The sequence below is a fragment of the Bacillota bacterium genome (genome assembly GCA_013178415.1).
In the GTDB taxonomy this organism is placed as follows: domain Bacteria; phylum Bacillota; class SHA-98; order Ch115; family Ch115; genus Ch115.
The window spans coordinates 112,603-134,667 of the sequence record JABLXA010000003.1 but is presented as its reverse complement, the minus strand read 5'-3'; the positions used below and the strand labels follow the sequence as shown (position 1 = coordinate 134,667).

Here is a 22,065-nt window from a genome sequence, read left to right as displayed (position 1 = left end):
TGCCGGGGGTGAGCGATTTTGTATGGTTTTACTCTTGTCCTGGCACTTATAGTGACAGGTGGTCTCATAGCTTACGTAGGCGACCGCATAGGACGCAAGGTTGGCCGCAGGAGGCTCACAATCTTTGGCCTGCGGCCTAGGTATACTTCTATTATTATCACCATCATCACCGGAATCATGGTATCAACCACTACTTTGGTGGTGCTCAGCTTTGTCTCAAATGATGTTCGCACCGCCTTGTTTCACATGCATGAGATCCAGGCTACCCTGGCTACCACCCAGCAAGATTTGAAGAACGCGGAAGTCAAGCTTCAAAAACAGGAGAAGGAGCTGAAGATCAGGGAAGCCAGAGCTCAGGAGCTTTCCTCCAAAGTAGATTCCCTCACAGAGAAGATAGGAGTTCTCTCCCAGGCGATGGATGCCAAGGCGAAGGAGTATGCCACGCTCGTCGCTAGAAATGATCAGTTGAGCAAGGAGCTCCAGAAGGCGGCTGAACAGCGACAGCAGGCAACGAAGCAGCTGGGCGAGATCACTTCACAGCTCGAGACTCTCAAAACGCAGTATGCTGAAGCGAAGATGCGCTATGAAATAGCCCAGAAGGATTATGCCCAGGCAAAGCAATCACTCGCCAGGGCGAAAGGCGATATTGCCAAGCTAGAAAAGCGGGCCGGCGATCTTGAGAAAGAGATCAAGAGCCTGGAGGCAGACCGTAAATCCCTCCAGGAAGAGAAGATGGGCCTCAGTACCCAGATCAAGGACCTTACCAACGCGGTGAACGTCCTCTATTCACATCTCCAGGGAATGTCTCAATATGTGCAAGGCATGTCGCTTCGCGATTTAACCTACAGGCGGGATGAAATCATCCTTGCCACGACCATGGAAGGCGGCGGAGCGATGGAGCAGATCAAGAAATCCCTGGAGGAGTTTCTCGTGGAAGCTAATCAGGCGGCTCTAAAACGCGGCGCCAGGATAGAGGGGCGCGATAAGGACGCCATAGTATGGCTGGCTGATAATCTAGATGAAGCATACCGCAGGATCCATGACGCCAAGGGAAGCGTCGTGGTGAGGATGGTCTCTGCCATCAATGCCATGCAGGGGCAGCCAGTCTACGCCTATATCGAGGTCTTTGAGCGGAAGATGATCTATAAGGCCGGCGATATGATCGCCTCAAGGACAGTAGATGGGTCCAAAGGGCCCGACTACGTCCAGGATCAACTCATGGCACTACTTATAGACGTAAACTCTGCCGCGATAAAGAAGGGCATGATTTCTGACGCGGAGGGGACCGTGGGGCGGCTCTTGGGATATTCGGAACTGAGGGATGCCAAGACGGCTATCCTGCAAGAGAAAAAGCCTGTCGAGGTTCTGGCCCGCGCTGTCAAGGATACCTGGAATACAGAGGGCCCCCTCGAGGTAACCCTGGAGGTAAAAAAGAAAACGAACAAAGAATAGAAATCTAGCTACGTGATGCCCATAAAACCCCATCACCAGAGGAATACTATCCATGGAGACAGGGATCGGTAATTATTCCATCGTTTTCTCTGGTGTATGGGGTTTTTGTTATCTCCATTTCCGTCCCAAAATAGAGAATACTTGTCTGCGAAGTAATGTCATGCTGATCAGGCAAGGATCCCCTGCATGAAGTGAAGAAATTCTGTAAATATGGCGTAAAAATTTTGGTGATCCTGGAGGAGTTATGGATCCTACGGAGAATAAAAATAAAGAAGGTTGTTACTAACAGTAGAGAAACGTCCCAGAGGGATCACGGGCGAAAGGAGGTGCACCCCGCATTACCCGGTAGGTCCTGACAGGACATAGGCCTCCTGGGGAACGAGGGAGAATGGTGAGGTAACTAGGGCACTCATCAGTATTCTCCTATTTGTTTCCGCAAGAATGGCCGCTGAATGATCAATAGGTAATCGAGGGGGAATAAAAAGATGAGTAAATGGCTTGCCGTATTTTTGGCATGTACGCTGGGGTTTGCCCTGGCAATTCCGGCGATGGCAAGTCCTTTTGCTGATGTGCCGGCGAATCACTGGGCCTACAATGCCGTATCACAGCTTGCAGCCTACGGCCTGGTGGAAGGTTTCCCTGATGGGTCCTTCAAGGGCAACGAACCGATGACCAGGTACCAGATGGCCATGGTTGTGGCAAGGCTCCTGGTTTCTCTGGACGCTCAGATAAAGTCGGAGATAGAGGCGGCAAAGCAGGAGCTCAAGGCCGAGGCTCTGGCAACGCCTGAAAAACCGGCAGAGCCTGCAAAACCTGCAGAGCAACCAGTAGCTCCGGCTGAAAAAGCTGCCGTCGAGAGGGTAGTAGAGAAGACCATAGTGGAGAAACTCGACAAGACCGAACTAGAAGCGCTCGCAAGCAAGGTATCTGATCTTGAAAGCGCTGTGGCTGATGTCCAGGGCAAGGTCGGCGCCGTAGACGAGAAAGTCACAGGTCTCGAAGGCCAGGTATCGGAAGTAAGTGATAAGGCTGATACCGCAGTGGCCAAGGCCGACGAAGCGGCCGGCAAGGCTGACGCCGCAGCTTCTGAAGCTGCGAAGGCCGGCGAGGCAGCTGCTGCGGCCCAGGCTGACGCTAGCAAGGCGCTTGAGCAGGTCGCCGCTGTTGACGCTGAGATCAAGGATATCCTTGCCAAGAAGGGCGTTGAGCTGACTGGCGCTATGCAAAAAGCTCTCGATGACAAGGCTGTGGAGCTCATCGCCATGGTTGACGCTCTAAAGGACGAATTCAGCAAGGAGTTAGACATTTTGGGAATTCGCGTCTCTGCCCTTGAGGAGCAACTCACTTTTGTCAATGCAAAGATAGACGATATGCGGTCCGAGATGGACGCCATGAAGCAGCAGATAGCTGATGTCGATTCCAAGGCTTCTGCCGCCAATGAGAAGGCCGATGCTCTCAGCGCGAAGTTGGACGAGCATGTGGCTAGCACCGCAGCTAGCATATCCGGCCTGGATCAGAAGATCACGGCAGTGGACCAGAAGCTCGAGGGCCATATCGCCACCACCTCGGCCGGGATAGCCGCTCTGGACCAGAAGATCACAGCAGTGGATACAAAGGCGTCTACTGTGGGCGAGAAGCTGGATGCCTACATAGCCGGACACGAGAAGGTATCCCTATCTGGTTCCAGCGAAGTGAAATATGAGAGCACGGATGTGAGGGGCAACGCCAATGTAGCATGGCAAGACCCGTATGACATCTTCGATGATGGGCCCTATAGCGATGGCACATATTCGACCGGCATTGATTTCTACCATGAGCTGGTGCTTAAACTAAAGGCTGATGTCGCTCCCGGCGTCGTGGTGGAGGCAGGGCTGGGCGCGAAAAATGACCTCAAAGGTACCTGGACCGAGTCGTTCGAGATAACCAGCCTGTCGCTGGATGTCGTGACGCCTGGCGTCCTGAAGCACGTGCACGCAGGCGACGTGAAACTGGCTGATACCGCATTCCAGAAATTCACCCTTGCCCCGCACAAGCTTCTGGATTCCGACAAGAACCCGTTGTATGAGGGCGCCTACGCCGAGCTCGGATATGGTCCACTAGGCGGTACGCTCATGGTGGCGAGGATAAATGATGCGGTCAAGGGCGTTGCTCCTTCGCCAGGAGTAACGGAAGTTCCCGCAGAGTATGCTCGCTATGCGGCTGGCGCTGACGTGAAGATGAATATCACCGATAATGTGAAGTTTGGTGCCAGCATGGTGAGGGTGGCAAATGATCTCACATCTCTTGCGGACGCGGATAAATACAAGATCGGCGAATATGTGACAGCCAATCCTGATCAGAGCGTCTATGGCATTTATGGCGAAGCGGTCCTCGCCCCGAGCCTGAAGATCACCGGCGAGGCTGCGAAACTTCAAGAGTCAGATGATACCACCGCTAATGCTTATAGCCTGAAAGGCGAGGGGGCGATTGGCAACCTCGGGCTGGAAGCTAAGTACACCTTGGTAGGCAAGGACTTTGTGCCTGTCCTCGCAAATACCAGCGATGATAGTGCTGATCGGTATGTAAAGCCCAATGTCAAGGAATATAGCCTCGGCGCCAAGTATCCCGTGAAGAATATCCTTGGCGGGACCCTTACGCTGAGTGGCGGCTACGGGATAAGCGGTTACGAGGACTGGAACGTGCGCAAGATATCTGAGGGCAAGGCCGGCGCTGAGCTGGCGACTAAGCTCCTCGGATTTGACGTGACCGCCGGGGTTGAGGCCAAGGCTAACAATTATTTTGCCTGCACCCTTAACGAGGATAGCACAGACCAGACGAAGCCGGAAACTAATATAGCTGGCGCCAAGACTACAACCCTTGGCACATCTGTCGAGGCCAAGTGGGGCCCTGCGACTGCCAGCTATGAATATTCCAGGGTGAGGTATAACTTTGCTGGCGTGGCTCAGGATCTTGGCGTTCCTGATACCGGCGACTGGTACAGCACATCCAAGGCCGGCCTTGGCCTGGAGTTCAAGCCTATTGAAGGCGTCACCCTAACTGGCGGGTATGAACTCAATAGGTCCAAGGAATTCTTCGCTGCGACATGGGACGACGACGAGCCTGGCGCCAAGGACTCCGCTGAAGCCACCATCAAGGCTGGCGTTGACGCGAGCCTCAAGGTCAGCGAGGCGACCACGCTGGGCGCTGGTTATACCTATGAGCGCACAGCCGATGTCCTGGACAATGCCAACAAGATGAAGACATACAAGAGCATTGTAAAGGCCAGCGTCGAGCATAAGCTCACACCGAAGGTGACCTTGACTGGTAAGGTGGAGTATGGAAAACTCGACAAGACCGATGATAATGGCAACCATCAGGTGGTTTCGGGCGTCCATACCATAGCCCTGCCGGTGGCCAACACCCTTGCCGAGGTGACATACAAATACGACATCACTACCAATACCACGTTAAACCTTGGATACACCTATAAGAAGTCTGATCCTCAAAACACGGACAATGACTACTCGGTGAACATCATCTCTGCAGGCCTGAAGGTGACATTCTAATCAGGTTCAGGGCATACTAAAGAAGGCAAGCTGAGTGAGTTGAGAGCCCCGGTTCAGGGATGACCTGGCCCGGGGCTCATCCTATTGGGGCCGAGATTACATCCTATGGGAAGGTCAAGGCCATGCTAAAGTCCCCGGGGATTCGTAATGATCATATATAGCCAGACTCGAGACAATGTCAATAGGTCCGTGGCGGATAGTGCTAGCCACTGACATTATTGCTGGCGGACGATGTCGGCTATCGACACTGTTTTAGGAGGATAGTGCTGGCTACCAGCACTGTTGATTGCGGACGATGCTAATGACGGACACTGTCCCGAGCGGATAATGCTAATGGCAGGCATTATCATCGGCGGACGGTGCTAATAGTGAACACTATTTCCAGCGGACGATGTTGCCCGCGGAAAATTCCCGGATGGAATTATCCATGTTAGAGGTTTTATGGAGTGTGCTGGGCTTAAGTGACGGGATTGCCGCCAGCACAGGCGGGATTCTAATAGGGGGTTGAGGTCTCTGTCGAAACAGGCAGATGTTGTGATAGCAATTGATCCAGGTAGCGATAAATGTGGTGTGGCTGTGGTAAGGCGGGATGGTCACATTTTGTGCCGGGCGGTCATAGATGCCCATGAATTGCACGAGACCATCCGAGATTTGCTCACAAGGTATAAACTTGCTGTCTTTGTCTTAGGCGATCGCACCGGATCTAGATGGGCTCTTTCCGTTCTGGCGCGATGTTGCGGGGAAGGAGGAGGGCCCGGCACGGAGGTCTTCCTGGTAGATGAGCATCTCACCAGCGTGGAGGCCAGGCGAAGATACTTGAAGGAACACCCGGGGAGAGGAATTACAAGATTTATTCCCGCTGGGTTGAGGGTCCCGGATAGACCATATGACGATTATGTTGCTATAATATTAGCAGAAAGGTTTTTTGCCGGAAAATGGAAGGAAAAACTGATTTTACCCGGGCCTATTTGAGCAGGGATCTGGCGGCAAGAAGGAGAATATTATCTAATACTATCTACATAGATAATGATCATAGAGCCAGCGGAGCGATGCCATTTTCAGCGGAGGGAACCCATTTCCGGCGGAGGAAATCGCTCTTGGCAGAGGGAATCGCCTCCGGCGAGGGAATTCGATTCCAGCAGAGAGAATTCGGTTCCCGTGATATTGGAGGCCCGGATTTGGGTGCGTCCGTTCGAATATCTATATCGGGCCGGGCGTATTGATTATTCTCATCTGAAGGGATATATGGTGGGCGTAGCTTCTCTAAAGACAACTAAATGGGTTACAATCATGCGGGCCACATTGGTTGTGACCTTGCTCATATGTGCGCTTTATTCTTATGCAGCCCTGGCCTCAACTGGCCCCTTTTCTCCGGAACCCGCGGGTATCTCAGGGGAGGGGCCCTTTGCTCTGGTTGAGCGCGGTAGCTGGATCTACCATGACATTGCCCAATTTGCCAGGATGGGCCTTGTGGAAGGTTATAGCGAGAGGTCATTCTCCGGTGACAGGCTTTACACGCGGTACGAGATTGCATGCATCATATCTAGGCTCACTAACGCCATCGAGACCCGAAAGCCCCCTGTGGCGCTGAATAGCGTGCAGAAAGAGGCTATAAAGCGATTGAGATCAGAATTTGTTAGCGAACTAGCCATGGTATCCGTGCAGGAGATCTCATTTGCAGATCATAGCCCCCAGGTGCTGCCCAGGTCATTTGCGGATCCAGGCGCGGGAGTTACTCTTTCCGATTTGCTGTCAGGCAAGGAAGATCTGCCTGCCGCTGTTCCCCCGGCAGAGGCTAAGAAAGACAAAGAGAAAGCCCAGCCGGCTACATTCACCCTGCTATCGCAAGATCGTATCAAGGCGGAACTCAAGATCCCTGTGCTCATGAACCCGGAGGGAAAGAGTGACAAGCCCGGGGCTGCTCCTGAAGGAACGCCCGCCGGGCGGAGTTCCCGTGACGGGCAGCAGGACGACAAGGAGGATGTGATAGCGTCCGTCGGGCTCGAGTATGCGCTGTCCAAGCTTGCCAATATTTCCGCTGGCTATGTCTTATCTCAGGCGGCGACGCAAGACGATGGGCAATCTTCTACTAAAGGAACTGCTACAGTGGGTGTCGACTATAGCCTTCTACTGGGCGATAGTGCATTTTTAAAGGCTGGCTATTCATACTCGCGCTCTCGCAACCAGTCGGTGCAGGGCCTCAACCTGGGGAAGGGAGCAGGGGTCAGCCTGGAATTGGATCTTCCTTTTCTTTGGCAGACTCTAGCCAAGGACGGAAGCAACCCGTCGCAGGATAGCGCAAAATCGGTGGCTAGCCTCGGGATCGGCTATTCTTTTGGCACTGACACCCTCCTGAGCCTTGGGTATAAGCTTATTGATTTCACCGAAATCAGCGATTCGGATCAGGCTCATACCAGGACCAATATGGCGACCGCTGAGCTTACAATAAGGTTCTAGGATATCACGCCATTGACATCTGCGGCGCCGGGTTTCCGTTGTTCGCCAGACGTATATATGGAGGAGTAGTATATGAAGACGAGATCACTTTATGTTGTTTTGTCGATAATGTGCGCTTTGACTTTGGGGCCCGCAACTCCCGTCGCATTAGGGGAATCGCCACTTCTCACAAATCTCTCTCAGGCCGAAATGCTTCTCTATGGTCGGGAATCCAGTGGCGCCATTATTTCTCGGATTGGCCAGATGGAGAAAGACCTTTTTGGCAAGGAGCAAGACGGGACCATCATGGACAGGGTGGCTAAGCTCAATGCCTTTGTAGGAGCAAGCCTCCTGGAAGGGCCGTCCCTTGCCTTCAAGCTGGCCGCAGTCGAATGGAATCTCATGAGAGCTGTGAGCTCTGAACCTGTCGTCCCGAAGGTTGATAGGTTGGAGAAACTTATAACCGGCAACACGAAGCAGGGGATTTCGATTGTGGCCAGAGTGGAGGATTTGGTCAACCTCTGCCTGCCCCAGGGGAGAGTCTCGATGGCCAGGGTCAGGATTCCTTCGGGGACGGCAGTGAAGATCAGGATGATTGAGGGCTTCAGCTCGGCCAACGCAAAGAAAGGCGACAAAATCCAATATGAGGTTTCCCGGGATGTTATCGTAGGTACAGAAGTGGTGATCCCCAAAGGTACTCGAGGGGCGGCCACGATAACCAGCGTCGAGCCAGCAGGTCGCCTTGGCCGCGATGGCAAGGTGGAGCTTGATTTTGGTTCTATCCGGGCCATAGATGGAACGAGGATAATGTTGGGCCTCAGTGAGAGTGTGAAGAAGATGAATGAAAGCCTGCAGCTTGCCGTAGGGGCTAGTGTCGCGGGCTTCGTGATCTTCGGCCCTATAGGCGCGCTCGGCGGCTTCCTGGTTGAAGGCAAGGAAGCGATCTTACCTGCGGGCACCGAGATGTTTGTCTCCGTCCAAAAGGAGGTTGAGGCGCTTGGACTAACCTATCCGGGAGATGCCAGCGGATCCATATCAGATCTCCCTGTCATTCAGATCAAACCCGGGGTTTCGCCGGCTGCTCCCAAGGGACAATAGATTTGTGCGAGGGTTGGAAGATTTGCGCATTTCTTGTTTGAAAGATCGAAGCCTATGGGCCATATTACCAGCTGTCGCTATCTTCATGTTCATGACAGTCGTTCTCGTTGCCAGGGCCTGCGAGGCTGCTGAGCCTATCGTCATTGATGCGGATTCGTTTGAATATGTGGCAGATAGGATGTATGTGATTGCCACCGGGAACGTCAGCGCGAATAGCGGCGAAATCACCATCACCGCAGATCAGATTGACGCTGATCTTTCAGCGCAGACCCTGGTGGCAGCGGGAAATGTGACCTTCAAAAAGAAGACTGATTCGGGGAAGTGCGATAGACTTACCTATGACATGAATTCCGGAGAGATCTCGTTCGATAGCGCCCATCTTGTGGTGGATGGCCTCATCATTGGCGCGGATTCTGCCACTATCACCCGACATGATTTCGTTCTCGATGGCAGCGTGGTAACCAGATGCGATCTCAAAACCCCGTGCTACAGCGTGCGAGCCAGGCGAATCGTCATATATCCTGGCGATCGTCTGGTAGCCCAAAGGGTCGTTCTATATCTAGGCCGTTACCCTGTGATTCCGATCCCCAGACTGACCTTGCCCCTCAAGAAGACCGAGGCGAGAGACAGCATGCTTCCACAGGTTGATTGGGATGAGTCAATGCCTCATGTGCGGTTGGCCTATAAGCCGGACAAGGGCGTGATAGTCGGGGCTGATTACCATTATTCCATTGACGACTACAGCAAGCTCTCCATTGATGCCGAATACGCGAGTCGCGCCGGTTGGGCTCTCGGGTTTGATTATGATTATGGCCCAAAGTCTTTGGGCATTGTCAAAGGAGATAAACTGAGCGGGCATGGCGGGATCCTCTGGAGCCGTCTTGACGGGGCGCAGGCGAAGGTCGATCTTTCTTATATTCCAGCGCCAGGTATAAATGCTAGTGCAGATCTCGATTGGAAACAATCGTTCCCAACTGCAGGCGGCATCCGTCTCGAAGGTGAGTCAAGGAACTATCGCTATTTGGCGGCGGCAGAGCGAACAAGGCAGGACGTAGGTTATGTGGATGCCATCCCGCGAATCCAGGTAGAATCTAAGCCTTTTCGGGTGATTGGTGATGAGGTCTCTGTGAAGCTAGTAGGTGAGGCCGGGAGATTTGCCGAATCGGCCACAGGCCGGGAAGCCGCGCGGGCGACTGCGGAAATGCAAATATCCCTCGCTGATCCTTTGAAGCTTACGAAAAATGTCTCGCTCGGGGCAAGCATGAAAGCAAATAGGCGTTTCTATGGCACGGGCGATTCAGCAGGCGCCATCGATGCGACCATCAGCCTCGCGGCACAGGCGGGGCCATCGTCGCAATTGGGGCTTGATTACCGGGTTGTAAGGGCCATCGGGGAGACTCCCTTTTCCTTTGACAGACAATCCGACGCAGATGAGTTGAACGGGAGGTTTAGCCTCGGCGCCTTCCCCGGGTGGACGATCGCCTGGTCAGGCCAATATGATCTCAGGACACAGGTCCTTGTAGATAGCGACTGGACCGTAGCCAGGCATCTACATTGTTTTGATGTGACCGTGACCTGGAGGGAGAAGAGGAAAGAGTTTGGGCTTGGCGTGAAGCTCACGAGATAGTCTATAGACTATAGATTTCGCAAGTCCATCCATGAGGGGGAGAATAAATTGCGCGTTTTGGTGGCTGGTGGGGCCGGATATATTGGAAGCCATGTGGTAAAGGCTTTATTGGAGGGTGGCCATGAAACCATCACCTATGATAATCTGTCGAAGGGTCATGTGGAGGCCCTGCACGGAGGGGAATTTATTCAAGGAGATATATTGGATCAGGACAGATTGAGCCGTGTATTGCAAGAAAGGAAGGTCGACCTTGTTATTCATCTTGCGGCGGATACTGCCGTCGGCGAGTCTATGGTGAATCCCGCCAAATACTACTGGAATAATGTTGTGGGTGGACTGAAATTACTGGATTCCATGCGGTCGGCCGGCGTGAAGTACATTGTCTTCTCATCTAGCGCCGCAGTCTATGGGGAGCCTGCCCATATCCCTATAAGGGAGGACGCACCATGCAATCCAACTAATGTCTATGGTGAGACGAAGCTGATATTTGAAAGGATGCTGGCCAGCTATGATAGATCCTATGGCCTGAAGTATGTCTCCTTCAGGTATTTTAACGCCGCTGGAGCAGATCCCTCCGGCGCCATTGGCGAAGACCACGATCCTGAGACGCAGCTCATACCGCTTGTGCTTCAGACTGCCCTCGGGCTCAGGCCAAGCATAGAGATATTCGGCATAGACTATGACACGCCAGATGGAACCTGCATAAGAGATTTCATCCATGTAAGTGACCTTGCTTCGGCTCATGTCCTTGCGGCTGAGGCCTTATTAGGCGGCATGGGCTCCCGTATATATAACCTCGGTAATGAAACAGGAAATTCTGTCAGAGAAGTTATAAGGGTCTGCGAGGAGGTAGTCGGCCACAAGATCCCTGTGAAAGAGGGTCCGAGACGCCCCGGTGACCCCGCAATGCTGGTGGCGAGCTCTGAACTTGCCAGGCGGGAATTGGGGTGGACTCCAAGGTTTCCCGACTTGAAAGATATTGTCGCGACCGCCTGGAACTGGCATAAGAACCATCCTTATGGATTTGCGGGCGCGAGAGGACGATAAAGGATCCATACGCGGGCGCGCTGATCTTTTGGAAAGATAGGACTTTTTTGGAAGGGCAGGCATTGACGTGCAATATCAACTATGGTAGTATGTACCTGACCTTGAAAAGGGAAACTTCATAGTGAGGCCATAACCTCTTTCCGAATCCGGAGGGGGTTTTGTTTTGAGCAAGCAGCCAGATGAGGGGTGGTTGAGTTGACAGGCCCTTTTAGCGACACTGTAAGGTTCCTGACTTCCGAATCAGTGACTGAAGGACATCCGGACAAAATCTGTGACCAAATATCAGATGCGGTACTAGATGCAATTCTGGATAAAGATAAAGATGCAAGGGTGGCCTGCGAGACATGTGTCTCCACTGGCCTGGTGCTGGTTATGGGCGAGATATCAACTGAATGCTATGTTGATATTCCAAGGATCGTGCGTGAGACTGTGCGATCCATAGGGTATACCAGGGCAAAATACGGTTTCGATTGTGATACATGTGCAGTCATAACCTCGATAGATGAACAGTCGCCCGACATAGCCATGGGAGTGGAGCAGTCCCTCGAGATCCGCCAGCTCCGGGCAGCTGGGGCGGTAAATGGTTTCGAGAAGCAAGGCGCCGGTGATCAGGGTATAGTATACGGATTTGCCGTGAATGAGACGCCGGAACTGATGCCGATGCCTATCGCCCTTGCCCATAAGGTTGCGCGTCGGCTAGCCGAGGTCAGAAAATCCGGGATCATACCTTATCTCCGCCCCGATGGCAAGACACAGGTGACAGTTGAATATCATGGCGCAAAGCCCGTTAGGGTCTCAGCAGTAGTTGTGTCTGCTCAGCACCATCCTGAGGTGGAGTATGACAGGCTGCGTTCTGATATAGAGCGCCATGTGATCAAACAAGCTATTCCCCCGGAGCTCCTCGACGAGAAAACGTTATATTATATAAACCCGACAGGCAGGTTCGTTGTCGGAGGACCTCAAGGAGATTCAGGACTGACAGGAAGGAAGATCATCGTTGATACCTATGGCGGCATTGCGCGCCATGGTGGGGGTTCCTTTTCCGGTAAGGACCCTTCAAAAGTGGATAGGTCCGGCGCATATGCAGCCAGATGGGCGGCGAAGAATGTGGTGGCCGCCGGGCTGGCGGATAAATGCGAGGTTCAGGTCGCATATGTGATAGGAGTCGCGCGGCCCGTGGCTGTCAGCATCGATACTTTTGGTACAGGTAGACTCCCTGACAGCGAAATCGAGCGGCTAGTCCATAATCACTTTGATTTTCGTCCAGCAGCCATAATCGAGACTCTTCAGCTAAAACGGCCCCTATATCGCCAGGTGGCTGCCTATGGGCATTTCGGTCGGCCAGATCTGGACCTCCCCTGGGAGAATACAGATCTTGCAGAGACCCTTAGAGAAGAGGCCGGCATTGATTAGAGGGCGGTTTTCTCCGCTGATTTGATGATTTTACCTCAAAAGAGAATCGGTATAACGGGAGGAATTGGACCATCTCTGTGGAATGTACTAGACAATTTGGGGTTTTGGAAGCCGCAGGGCTGATGGAGGGGGATTCGTGGGTTGATAAACGTCGCTCTAATTGGTTGCGGAAACTGGGGCCGAAATTATCTTCGTAATTTGAGCGAACTCCCGTCTGCAAAGCTTGTAGGATGCTGCGACAAGAGAGATGGGGTTCTGAGGCAGATAAAAGAGCATCATCCATTGATAAAGGTTACGAATGATTTTAATGAAATAGCCTCAAATCCTAAAATCGATGCAGTAGTTGTTGCGACACCACCTGCTACCCATTACCAGATAGCCCGAACTTGTCTGCTGCGTGGAAAGCATGTGCTTGTGGAAAAACCCTTCACCCTCTCCCCGGTAGACGCCGAAGAGCTCGTGGCCCTATCACAGAAAACCGGCAAGGTGCTCATGGTCGGACACATCCTTGCATATCACCCAGGGATACAGTTGATAAAAGAGTATATTCAATCAGGTGAACTAGGACCCGTATGCTACATACGTTCAATCAGGACAAGTCTCGGCCTCATCAGAAATGACGTGAGTGTGCTTTGGGATAAGGCTCCCCATGATGTGGCGATCCTCCTTTATCTTCTTGGCGAAGAGCCCACCCACGTATCTGCTGGCGGCCAGGCCTTTATGAATCCGAGGCTGGAGGATATGGCATTTCTCTCCCTGCGGTTTCAGAACAATATCATCGCTAATATCCACGTTAGCTGGGCTGAGCCTAGGAAGGCAAGCACCACCGTTATCGTAGGACGCAATCGGATGGCGATTTTTGATGATGTCGATCCTCAGGAAAAGGTTAAGATTTACAATAACGGCGTGGAAAATCCAAATTTCGCCTCCCCGGTTCCAATACCTGTAGTGAGGAACTCAGGAGATAGTCTTCGAGACAATAAAGAGCGGGTCAAGAACCTTGTCGGCGGCGCCGAGGGCGGCCGAGATCGGATGCCTGCTGTGACGATTCCCAAGATACAGGCAAGTGAACCTTTGAGGAATCAATGCCTTCATTTTATAGAATGTATAGAGGAAGGCAAAGAACCGCTCACTGATGGCAAAAATGGCCTTGCCGTGGTGCGCGTGCTTGACCGGGCCGAAGATTCCATGAGGTCCAATAGTGAATATCTTCCTTTGAACGGTGGATATTATGATATTGCATCGAATCAGCGAACCAATATTGTGGCCAAGGCTCGCTCTATCTGGCGCGGGCTGAGGTTCGAGAGGATCTTCTGACGATACTTTCGATATATATTGTTTACATTCATCCGGATCAGATAAAGGCAAATCCGTCCAAAAGGCGGGGACGCAAAGCCACGGGTCTAAAGCCAACAGCCACGCATAATATGCGATGGTCGGCTATGATAGCCGGGTTGCCGGAAGCCGGGCAGGAATAGGGTTCCCTTGAGTTTGCTCACCTGCTTTACGGGTATGGCAATTCCCGGGCAGGTTTTATTTTTCGATCAAAGCGTCGGGGTCGAAAAGGGCTCGGGTCTGCGCTTCCTCCCATGGAAGGAGCGCGCACTTCCCGCCCCACCCAAGAGCCCGGACCTTTCGACCCCGATTTTTGTTGTGAGCGTTACAGCCTCGGCCCCTGGGAATCACGCGTTGGGACCCGGCGCCTATATCTGAAGATCGGCCAGGACTTCCACTTCTCCGCCGAAACTGGCTCGCTATGCAGGATTTTCTCTGTGATCATTGAAAGATTAGATGGGTAAAGGTTTCCGGCATCGCGCACTAGCTCATTCAGGCAATCCAGATATCGCTTTCAGGAAAGGATAGGGATGTGATGCCAGAACATGCACCGCTCATACTGGTGGTCGAAAATGATTCTCGCATGTCTTCGCTGGAACGGCGCATCTTAGAGGCCGAGGGATTCCGTGTTGAGACTGCCGGCGATGGGGAGTCTGCTGCGGAGAAGGCGGCTCAGCTGGGCCCTGATCTTGTGATCACTGAGATATTATTGTCCGGCATGGACGGATTGAGCCTTTGCCGTCGCCTCAAGGATGATCCGAGGACCGGTAAGATACCGATTCTGGTATTCAGCGAGCTCATGGTAAGGCAGCGATCGCGTGAGGCGGGAGCAGATGCCTTCCTCTTGAAGCCAATGGATGAAGCGCAGTTTGTCATGACTGTCAAGGAGCTCACCCAGCGGTCCAGAGACCTCCATGCGTCATCTTGGCAGCGTCTCGCGACTGGTGATAAGAATCTGGATGCGGTATTGGGCGGCGGCCTGCCTGTCAATGCCATTCACTTGATTGCAGGAGCGTTCGGGACAGGCAAGTCAGTATTGGCTCAGCAGATACTCTTTTCCAACGCCAGCGACGAGTTTCCTGCCGCCTACGTGACGGCCCCATGGGAGGGCCTCGAAAAGGCAGTCAGGTATGTTCAAAGATTTTCTTTTTTCGATCCTGATAAGATGACCCGAAATGTCAAATTCCTCGATGTCAGTGATAGGCTCGTACGCGAGGGTATTTCGTGCCTCCCTGAAATTATCATGGACATAGTGAGGAGCAATTTCCCCAAGATCATCGCCATCGACAGCTTCAGATCATTGCGCACTTTTTCCCCCTCGATGGTGGAGTATCGTAAAACATTGTTTGGCATTGTTCGCCTTTTTTCCGCTTATTCCTTGACTGCCCTCTGGGTTGGTGAATATTCCGAGACTGCCATTGATGTGGTTCCTGAGGCTGCCGCCGCTGATGGGATCATCTGGCTGGAAAATAGGAACATCGGTGATGAGGATCTAAGGCTATTGCGCATCCAAAAGCTGCGCGGCAGCAATTACCTTCCCGGTGAACATCGTCTCGAGATCACCCAAGATGGCATCAGACTAAATCCGCTGGTGAATATGCCATGACGGACGCCAATTTCGCAATAAATTCTGGAGGTCTCGTCGCCCCCCTCAAGCTCCTCAAGGCGATCCTGGACGTGGTTCTGAGATCGGCAGGTTCTCTTATGGGAGCATCCAGGGGGGTCTTGCTGCTCATCAGAGGGGATTATTCCTTTAACATAGCCGCTTCTTTTGGCATTGACCAAAAGGTTATTTCCGGTTTTGCGGCGGATATAGATGAAGGGCTCAGAAGCGCGATGTTGAGACTCTTCAGAGTGGGGAGCCCATCGCCCCTGAGGGCCGTCCCTTTAATAGATGGAGGTCGCGTCGTGGGGGTGTTCGTCCTGGCCGGCGGGAAGGAACTCAGACCAAAAGATGGGGACGAGCCCGCGTTGGCGGCTTTTGCGGATTGTATGATGTTCATTCTAAAGGAAATGACGAAGATACGAACATCATCCCAAACTCTGGCGCTCCTTTCTCCCGAGAGACCTATCGAAAATCCCATCGGCATGCAAGAGGAATTTCCCCTTGAACTGGAAAGATCCGCGCCCACAGGATATAATGGACAGGGGATCCCGGAATTGGACTATGTTTCGGTTGCCTCGCATGAATTGAGGACCCCCCTTGCGTCTGTGAGGGCATATGTCCAGCTTTTGCTTCAGGGAAGGATGGGCGATCTGTCTGAACGGCAGAGGGATGCTCTGGAGGTGATCGACCGGAATATCCTTAGGATGGCGCGAATCATCAGCAATGTCCTGGATATGGCGAAAATCCATCATAGTGAATTGATATTGAACCTCGGGGATATGGATTTGTGCGAAGTTATCAGTAGCGTGGTTCAGGAAGTCAAGCCGTTGGCATCCGCCAAGAAGATCGAGATTTCTGTACAAGTCTCGGGTCCTGTTATGGGAAAGTGGGATAGAGATCGAATTCATCAGGTGCTTACTAACTTACTTGACAATGCTATCAAGTTTACAATGCCGGAGGGAAGGATCCTGGTCCGGGCCAGTCATGCGGGAGACCATGTGCAAGTCGAGGTAACCGACAGCGGCGTGGGAATCAAGAAAGAGAGACTTGAGAGCATCTTTGAGCCTTTTGGCCCTGTGCGCGGCAAGGACCGGGAACCGGGAACAGGACTCGGTCTTGGACTTTCCATATCTAAGGGAATTGTCGAGGCCCACGGTGGCAAGATATGGGTTGAAAGTCAGGAGGAGAAGGGGTCCTCATTTTATTTCACCTTACCTTTAAATAGCTAGGCATTGTGGGGCTGACCCGCTAGCGTCAAGGCTGCGGCAGCTCAGCTGTTTCCTGTTGGGGCAAGATTCCAGGAGGGGTGCAGGTTGGAGTCAATCCGGGGTTTCGTAGACCGGATAACATTTCGGGACGAGAAGACGGGCTATTCCGTGTTACGGATAAGATGCGAGGGGGATGGCGCCCCCCAGTCGACTACGGCGGTCGGCATTTTCCCCGTGGTGATAGCCGGCGAGCTGAGAGATTTTTATGGCGATTGGGTGGTTCATCCCCAATATGGCCGGCAATTCAAGGTGGAAGATTCAGCCCCGGTGGCGCCGAATACTGCGCAGGGGATAGAGGCATATTTGGGTTCTGGGGCCATAAGAGGGGTCGGGCGTGCTACCGCTAAGAAGATCGTGAAACTATTAGGGGAAGATGCCCTAAAGGTAATCGAGGAGGACCCACAGAGGCTTGTCGAAATACCAGGACTCAGCATGAAAAAGGCTATGGCTATAGCCTCGGAGGTCAGCAAGCAGAAAGAGCTCCACAAGGTCATGGTGTTCCTGGCTGGGATCGGGGTGACTCCCGCCTGCGCCGTGAAAGTCTATCGGACGTACGGGGACAACGCTATTTCTGTGATCAAGAAGAATCCGTACCGCCTGGCTGACGATGTTTATGGCATAGGATTCAAGCGGGCTGACGCGATCGCCCTCAAGATGGGAATTGATCCTTCCGCTCCCGAGCGTATCCGTGCAGGGATCATCTATGTCCTCTCGCTGCTGGCTGAAGATGGACATGCTTATTACCCCCTGGAAATGCTTCGCTCCGCCGCCAGGGATCTGCTGTCGGCGGATGAGAGCCTGGTGATGGATGCGATAAGGTATCTTGCAAACAAGCGTGAGATCACTGTGGAAGACCGGGGCTTTTCTATGTCTGCGCCGGGAGGGCTGTGGGCGGTCGCAGCGGCCTCAGATGGCGGGCCACATATTGACCCGGAGGCCCCAGTCTACCTCAACTGGCTTCATCGCGCTGAGACGGAGACGGCAGAACGGCTTGTGGCTCTCGCGAGAGGTCCCGTGGTGCCTGCCGCTCCCCTCCAGACGGTGGAGAAGCTCATGGCGCAGCTTAAGAGCAGTGCTGGTATCGAGCTTACTCCACTTCAGCAGAAGGCTGTCTCAAGCATCGCGAGTTCCGGGGTCCTGGTCCTAACTGGCGGGCCCGGGACTGGCAAGACAACCACTATCAGGAGTGTCGTTCGGGTCCTGGAGGCGCTGGGGCTGAAGGTGGCTTTGGCGGCTCCCACGGGACGGGCGGCAAAACGCCTTCAGGAGGCGACAGGGAGAGAAGCGCGCACTCTTCATCGTCTTCTGGAAGTCGCTCCCGAAGGTGGGGTGATGCGGTTTCAGAGGAACGAAGATTGTCCGCTTGATATGCACGCAGTGGTCCTTGACGAGGTCTCCATGATAGACTTGCCGCTCATGGCTAGTTTCCTCAGGGCAACAAGGCCGGGGATGCGCATTCTTCTTGTGGGAGACAAAGATCAGCTGCCATCCGTGGGACCGGGGGCGGTGCTCAGGGATATAATCGCATCCCGGGAGATACCAGTCATCGAGCTTAAAGAGATCTTCCGGCAGGCAAGGGAGAGCATGATAGTCGTTAACGCTCACCGCATCAATGAGGGCAAGTTCCCGATCTTAGCAGGGGGCAAAGACGGCTATGGGGAATTCCTTTTCATAGAGGAGGAAGATCCTCAAAAGATACCTGGCCTGATTCGCGATCTGGTGGAGACCGAGCTCCCCGGGCGGCTGCAATGCGATCCTTTTGACGATATCCAGGTATTGTCGCCTATGCGCAAGACTATAACAGGCGTGGATGAATTGAATAACCTCCTTCAGAACGCGCTGAATCCGCCAGCTGGCCATAAGCCAGAATTAAAAGCCAAGAATATGATATTTCGTCAGGGCGACAAGGTCATGCAGGTTGTAAACAACTATGACAAGATGGTCTACAATGGAGACCTCGGAAGAGTGGTCCATGTAGATCCGAGGGAGAGGGTTCTAGGGGTGAGATTCTCTGATCAGGATGGATCAAGGGAGGTGGAATATGAGGGCGCGGAAGTCGACCAGCTGGTGCTGGCATATGCTGCATCTGTTCATAAGAGCCAGGGAAGTGAATATCCGGTGGTGGTAATGCCCATCACAACACAGCATTATATCATGCTGCAAAGGAACCTCCTATATACCGCTGTTACCAGGGCCAGGCGGGCAGTGATCCTAGTTGGCACGAAAAAGGCAATAGCTATGGCGGTAAGGAATGACCGTTCCGCTGTCCGGTATAGCGGGCTTGCGTCACGGATCAAAAGTGCAGTGATGTCTTGAATTATGACCCGGCAGCACATCTTTTGCAGAGGAGATTCGATGTGGCCGGGGGAAGGATGTGTATAATCACAAGTATTTTCTGTACCTCGTTTCAGATCATAGCGATATAAGGATTCGGGTCACCCATGATCTCAAGTTAGACAAAGAGTTTTGGATCACCAGGCATTATGATCATTTCATTCCCCTGGCAGGCCCCTTGCCTTTGGCTCATGCCATTTTCATTTCCGATTGCTTGAGGCCCGCAATTGAAAATGAACCCCCTGTCAAATTCTATCTGTTTATTTCCAAAATGTTGAATAAGTTGAAACTCAAGAGCAACCTTTTAGGCAATGAGGCCGGCTGCGGGGCCAGACTAAATGGCGTTGTGAGGCATATACGGAGGGATGTTCTGGGGTACCTGACACACCTGGGGTACGATCCTGGCAGGTATTTAATTCCGGCCACTCTGTGCGGTTCTCCCTTGCAGATCGGCTCCAGTCTGTCATGCTTTCATCCATCGATCCTACTCAGCGAGGATAATATCTCGGAGATTTTAGGCCCACTTGAGGGGAGGATCCTCTTTCTCCGTGAAGTGAAAGGGGCGCTTGATAGGGCCGGCCTGGTTATCAACGCCGCTGTTATAGATGCGCTTCAATTGGCATGCCTTATGGGCCTGGCGGATTTCATCCCGGCCATCAGTGTGGGGCCTGTTGGCATGGCCAGGTGTAATCGGTGTGGCGAGACTCACAGGATCATTGAAACGCAATGCGCTAGATGTGGTAATTCCCATTGTCTTATGTGTCTTGAGTGCAGCTCCATGGGCGTATCCAGGATGTGTGAACCCCTTTTCATCGTGAAACGACAGGGGGATAGTCAGGCGGGCCGCGAGAAGTGCAGCTGCAAGGAAGACCAGATGGGGACCCGGCCATCATGCGAGCTTGCGCGGTTCAAACTACCATTTAGCCTGACTGGGCCTCAGGAGGCTGCCTCTCTGGCCCTCGACGATTTCATGCGCAGCGGTAGCCTGAAAGAAAGCCTCGTATGGGCGGTTTGCGGGGCAGGGAAGACTGAGGTTGCATTCCGCGCTATATCACGGGCAATCTGTGCCGGGGGCAACGTTCTTTACTGCGTCCCAAGAAAGGATGTGGTGAGCGAACTCGCTCCCCGAATCGCAGAAGCTTTCACCAGCATTCAGGTAGCCGAGCTGCATGCCGGAGCTCATAAGGACGTAAGGGGTATCAGCCCGGTTGGCATAACAGTGGCGACCACCCATCAGGCTATTAGATTTTATCAGGCCTTCGATCTAGTAGTCTTGGACGAGGCTGACGCTTACCCATATGCAGGAAGCAGGATGCTGCATCATGCAGTCCAGAGGGCGGCGAGACCAGATGGCAAGATAATCTACATGACCGCAACTCCTTCAGCCGAGCTTCAGAAAAGGGTTATTTCCGGGGAAATATTCCTGGTGAAGATACCAGCCAGGCATCATGGCCACCCAGTGCCCGTTCCAGAGATAATATACCTTAATCTTCCAGGAGATCCCGACTCGAGAAATGATATGGCTATCTCCAAGACGATGCGGATCCCTGGCAAGGTGTTGGAGACCATAGAAGCATCTCTGCCCGCCAAACTGTTCATATTTGTCCCTACCATTCGTCTCACTGAGGCGATCGGACCCAGCCTGCAAAACGCCATCTCACGGTCACGCCTGCGCGGAAAGGCCTCCGTAGCATGGATACATAGTGGGGATGAGAGCAGAGAAGAAAAAATACGGCGCTTCAAGTGTGGTGAGATCAATATATTGGTCACTACCACAATCATGGAAAGGGGAATCACGGTGCCGGGTGTAAATGTCCTGGTCCTCTACGCTGACTATGAGCGAATCTTTGATGAGGGGACCCTGATCCAGATGGCTGGAAGGGTTGGTAGGACCATAGAATTCCCTGCGGGAAAGGTATGGTTTGCGGCAAAGGCGGTTTCGTCCGCGATGAGAAAGGCGATACACGCTATTTCATCTATGAATGAGGAGGCGCGAAAGCTTGGGCACATTTGGTAAAGATTTGTGGCGGGGCATAGTCTCATTGGTTATGCCCCAATCCTATTGCTTGTTGTGTGGAGAGCCTTTCGGCCCGATGGACTTTTCTCTGGAGGGAAGACAGATTTGCCATGCATGTCTCGAACAGATACCTTTTGTGGTGCCCCCCATGTGTCAGAAATGCGGAAGACCACTCAGGGGCAATGATGAAGGAACCAGGCTGAACAGTGATCCTGAGAAGCCTGGGCTCAGGGGCAATGATCAAGGGGCCGAGGGCGATAGAGGGAAGAAGCCGCGGCCGAGGGCGGCGTTGCTTTGTTCAGAATGCCGAAGGCATGGCCGGATCTTCCAGAAGGCGAGAGCTGTAGCCGTATATGATGGCATAGTGAAAGAGCGGATTCATGATCTGAAATATCGTGGGGCCCTTCACGTGGGAGAGGCCCTCGGACTCCTCATGGCCAGATGCCTGGAAGGGGATTTGCGGCTTCTTGCTTCGGATATGATCGTGCCGGTTCCGCTCAGTCCTGAAAGAATGAAAACGCGTGGGTACAATCAGTCTGAAATTTTGGCGCGCAGCCTTGGCAAAGTTGTGGGGATCGGGGTTGTCACAGATGCCATGGCTCGTGGTGATGGCGTGATGTCCCAGAGCCTCCTCAAAGGGAATCAGAGGAGGCGCAATCTAGGTGATGTCTTCGAGGTTGTCAGCCCTTCCCACGTGGCAGGGCGGAGCGTTTTATTGGTAGACGATGTGCTTACAACAGGAACCACAGCCAACGAGTGCTCAATGGCTTTGCTAAAGGCGGGCGCCCGTTCGGTCTCAGTTGTGGTAGCAGCTGTGGGGATTCTACAGTCCGATTGGTATGGAAAGAATTTTGTCCATTGATCTAGCAGGAGGCGTTCACATTACG

General features: G+C 53.0%; 14 protein-coding genes and 1 riboswitch. All 14 genes read left to right on the top strand.

Annotated features, from left to right (window positions below):
• The first annotated feature begins 18 nt into the window (after nt 1–18).
• The 14 genes from HPY52_03570 (at nt 19) to HPY52_03505 (ending at nt 22,040) form a co-directional block, all read left to right on the top strand.
• Nucleotides 19–1,452 carry a DUF3084 domain-containing protein gene (locus HPY52_03570; protein NPV79345.1) on the top strand — a complete coding sequence of 478 codons (1,434 nt, stop codon included), beginning with the start codon at nt 19–21 and terminating at the stop codon, nt 1,450–1,452.
• 485 nt (nt 1,453–1,937) lie between these two features.
• Nucleotides 1,938–4,997 (top strand): outer membrane beta-barrel protein, encoded by a 3,060-nt coding sequence (locus tag HPY52_03565; protein NPV79344.1) that lies wholly within the window; start codon nt 1,938–1,940, stop codon nt 4,995–4,997.
• Between the two features lie 504 nt (nt 4,998–5,501).
• Nucleotides 5,502–5,969 carry a hypothetical protein gene (locus tag HPY52_03560; protein NPV79343.1) on the top strand — a complete coding sequence of 156 codons (468 nt, stop codon included), beginning with the start codon at nt 5,502–5,504 and terminating at the stop codon, nt 5,967–5,969.
• A 210-nt stretch (nt 5,970–6,179) separates the two neighbouring features.
• Nucleotides 6,180–7,454, top strand: a complete 1,275-nt coding sequence (locus HPY52_03555) for a hypothetical protein (protein NPV79342.1) — start codon at nt 6,180–6,182, stop codon at nt 7,452–7,454.
• A 72-nt stretch (nt 7,455–7,526) separates the two neighbouring features.
• Nucleotides 7,527–8,531 carry a hypothetical protein gene (locus HPY52_03550; protein ID NPV79341.1) on the top strand — a complete coding sequence of 335 codons (1,005 nt, stop codon included), beginning with the start codon at nt 7,527–7,529 and terminating at the stop codon, nt 8,529–8,531.
• A 37-nt stretch (nt 8,532–8,568) separates the two neighbouring features.
• The gene (locus HPY52_03545; GenBank protein NPV79340.1) at nt 8,569–10,158 is read left to right on the top strand and encodes an LPS-assembly protein LptD; all 1,590 of its coding nucleotides are present in this window, start codon (nt 8,569–8,571) and stop codon (nt 10,156–10,158) included.
• A 48-nt stretch (nt 10,159–10,206) separates the two neighbouring features.
• On the top strand, nt 10,207–11,205 hold the full coding sequence (gene galE, locus HPY52_03540) for a UDP-glucose 4-epimerase GalE (protein NPV79339.1): 999 nt from the start codon (nt 10,207–10,209) through the stop codon (nt 11,203–11,205).
• 228 nt (nt 11,206–11,433) lie between these two features.
• The gene (locus HPY52_03535; protein NPV79338.1) at nt 11,434–12,618 is read left to right on the top strand and encodes a methionine adenosyltransferase; all 1,185 of its coding nucleotides are present in this window, start codon (nt 11,434–11,436) and stop codon (nt 12,616–12,618) included.
• Between the two features lie 141 nt (nt 12,619–12,759).
• Nucleotides 12,760–13,935 carry a Gfo/Idh/MocA family oxidoreductase gene (locus HPY52_03530; GenBank protein NPV79337.1) on the top strand — a complete coding sequence of 392 codons (1,176 nt, stop codon included), beginning with the start codon at nt 12,760–12,762 and terminating at the stop codon, nt 13,933–13,935.
• A gap of 36 nt (nt 13,936–13,971) precedes the next feature.
• A riboswitch (cyclic di-GMP riboswitch) is annotated at nt 13,972–14,080 on the top strand.
• A gap of 408 nt (nt 14,081–14,488) precedes the next feature.
• On the top strand, nt 14,489–15,559 hold the full coding sequence (locus HPY52_03525) for a response regulator (GenBank protein NPV79336.1): 1,071 nt from the start codon (nt 14,489–14,491) through the stop codon (nt 15,557–15,559).
• Nucleotides 15,556–16,788, top strand: a complete 1,233-nt coding sequence (locus HPY52_03520) for a hypothetical protein (GenBank protein ID NPV79335.1) — start codon at nt 15,556–15,558, stop codon at nt 16,786–16,788. The genes HPY52_03525 and HPY52_03520 overlap by 4 nt, the downstream gene beginning before the upstream one ends.
• Nucleotides 16,789–16,872: 84 nt before the next feature.
• A complete protein-coding gene (locus HPY52_03515) occupies nt 16,873–19,143 on the top strand; it encodes an ATP-dependent RecD-like DNA helicase (GenBank protein NPV79334.1) in 2,271 nt (756 codons plus the stop codon).
• 58 nt (nt 19,144–19,201) lie between these two features.
• Nucleotides 19,202–21,178, top strand: a complete 1,977-nt coding sequence (locus HPY52_03510) for a DEAD/DEAH box helicase (GenBank protein NPV79333.1) — start codon at nt 19,202–19,204, stop codon at nt 21,176–21,178.
• Nucleotides 21,162–22,040, top strand: coding sequence for a ComF family protein (locus HPY52_03505; protein ID NPV79332.1), 879 nt, complete (start codon nt 21,162–21,164; stop codon nt 22,038–22,040). Before HPY52_03510 ends, HPY52_03505 begins: the two co-directional genes overlap by 17 nt.
• The last annotated feature ends 25 nt before the right edge of the window (nt 22,041–22,065 follow it).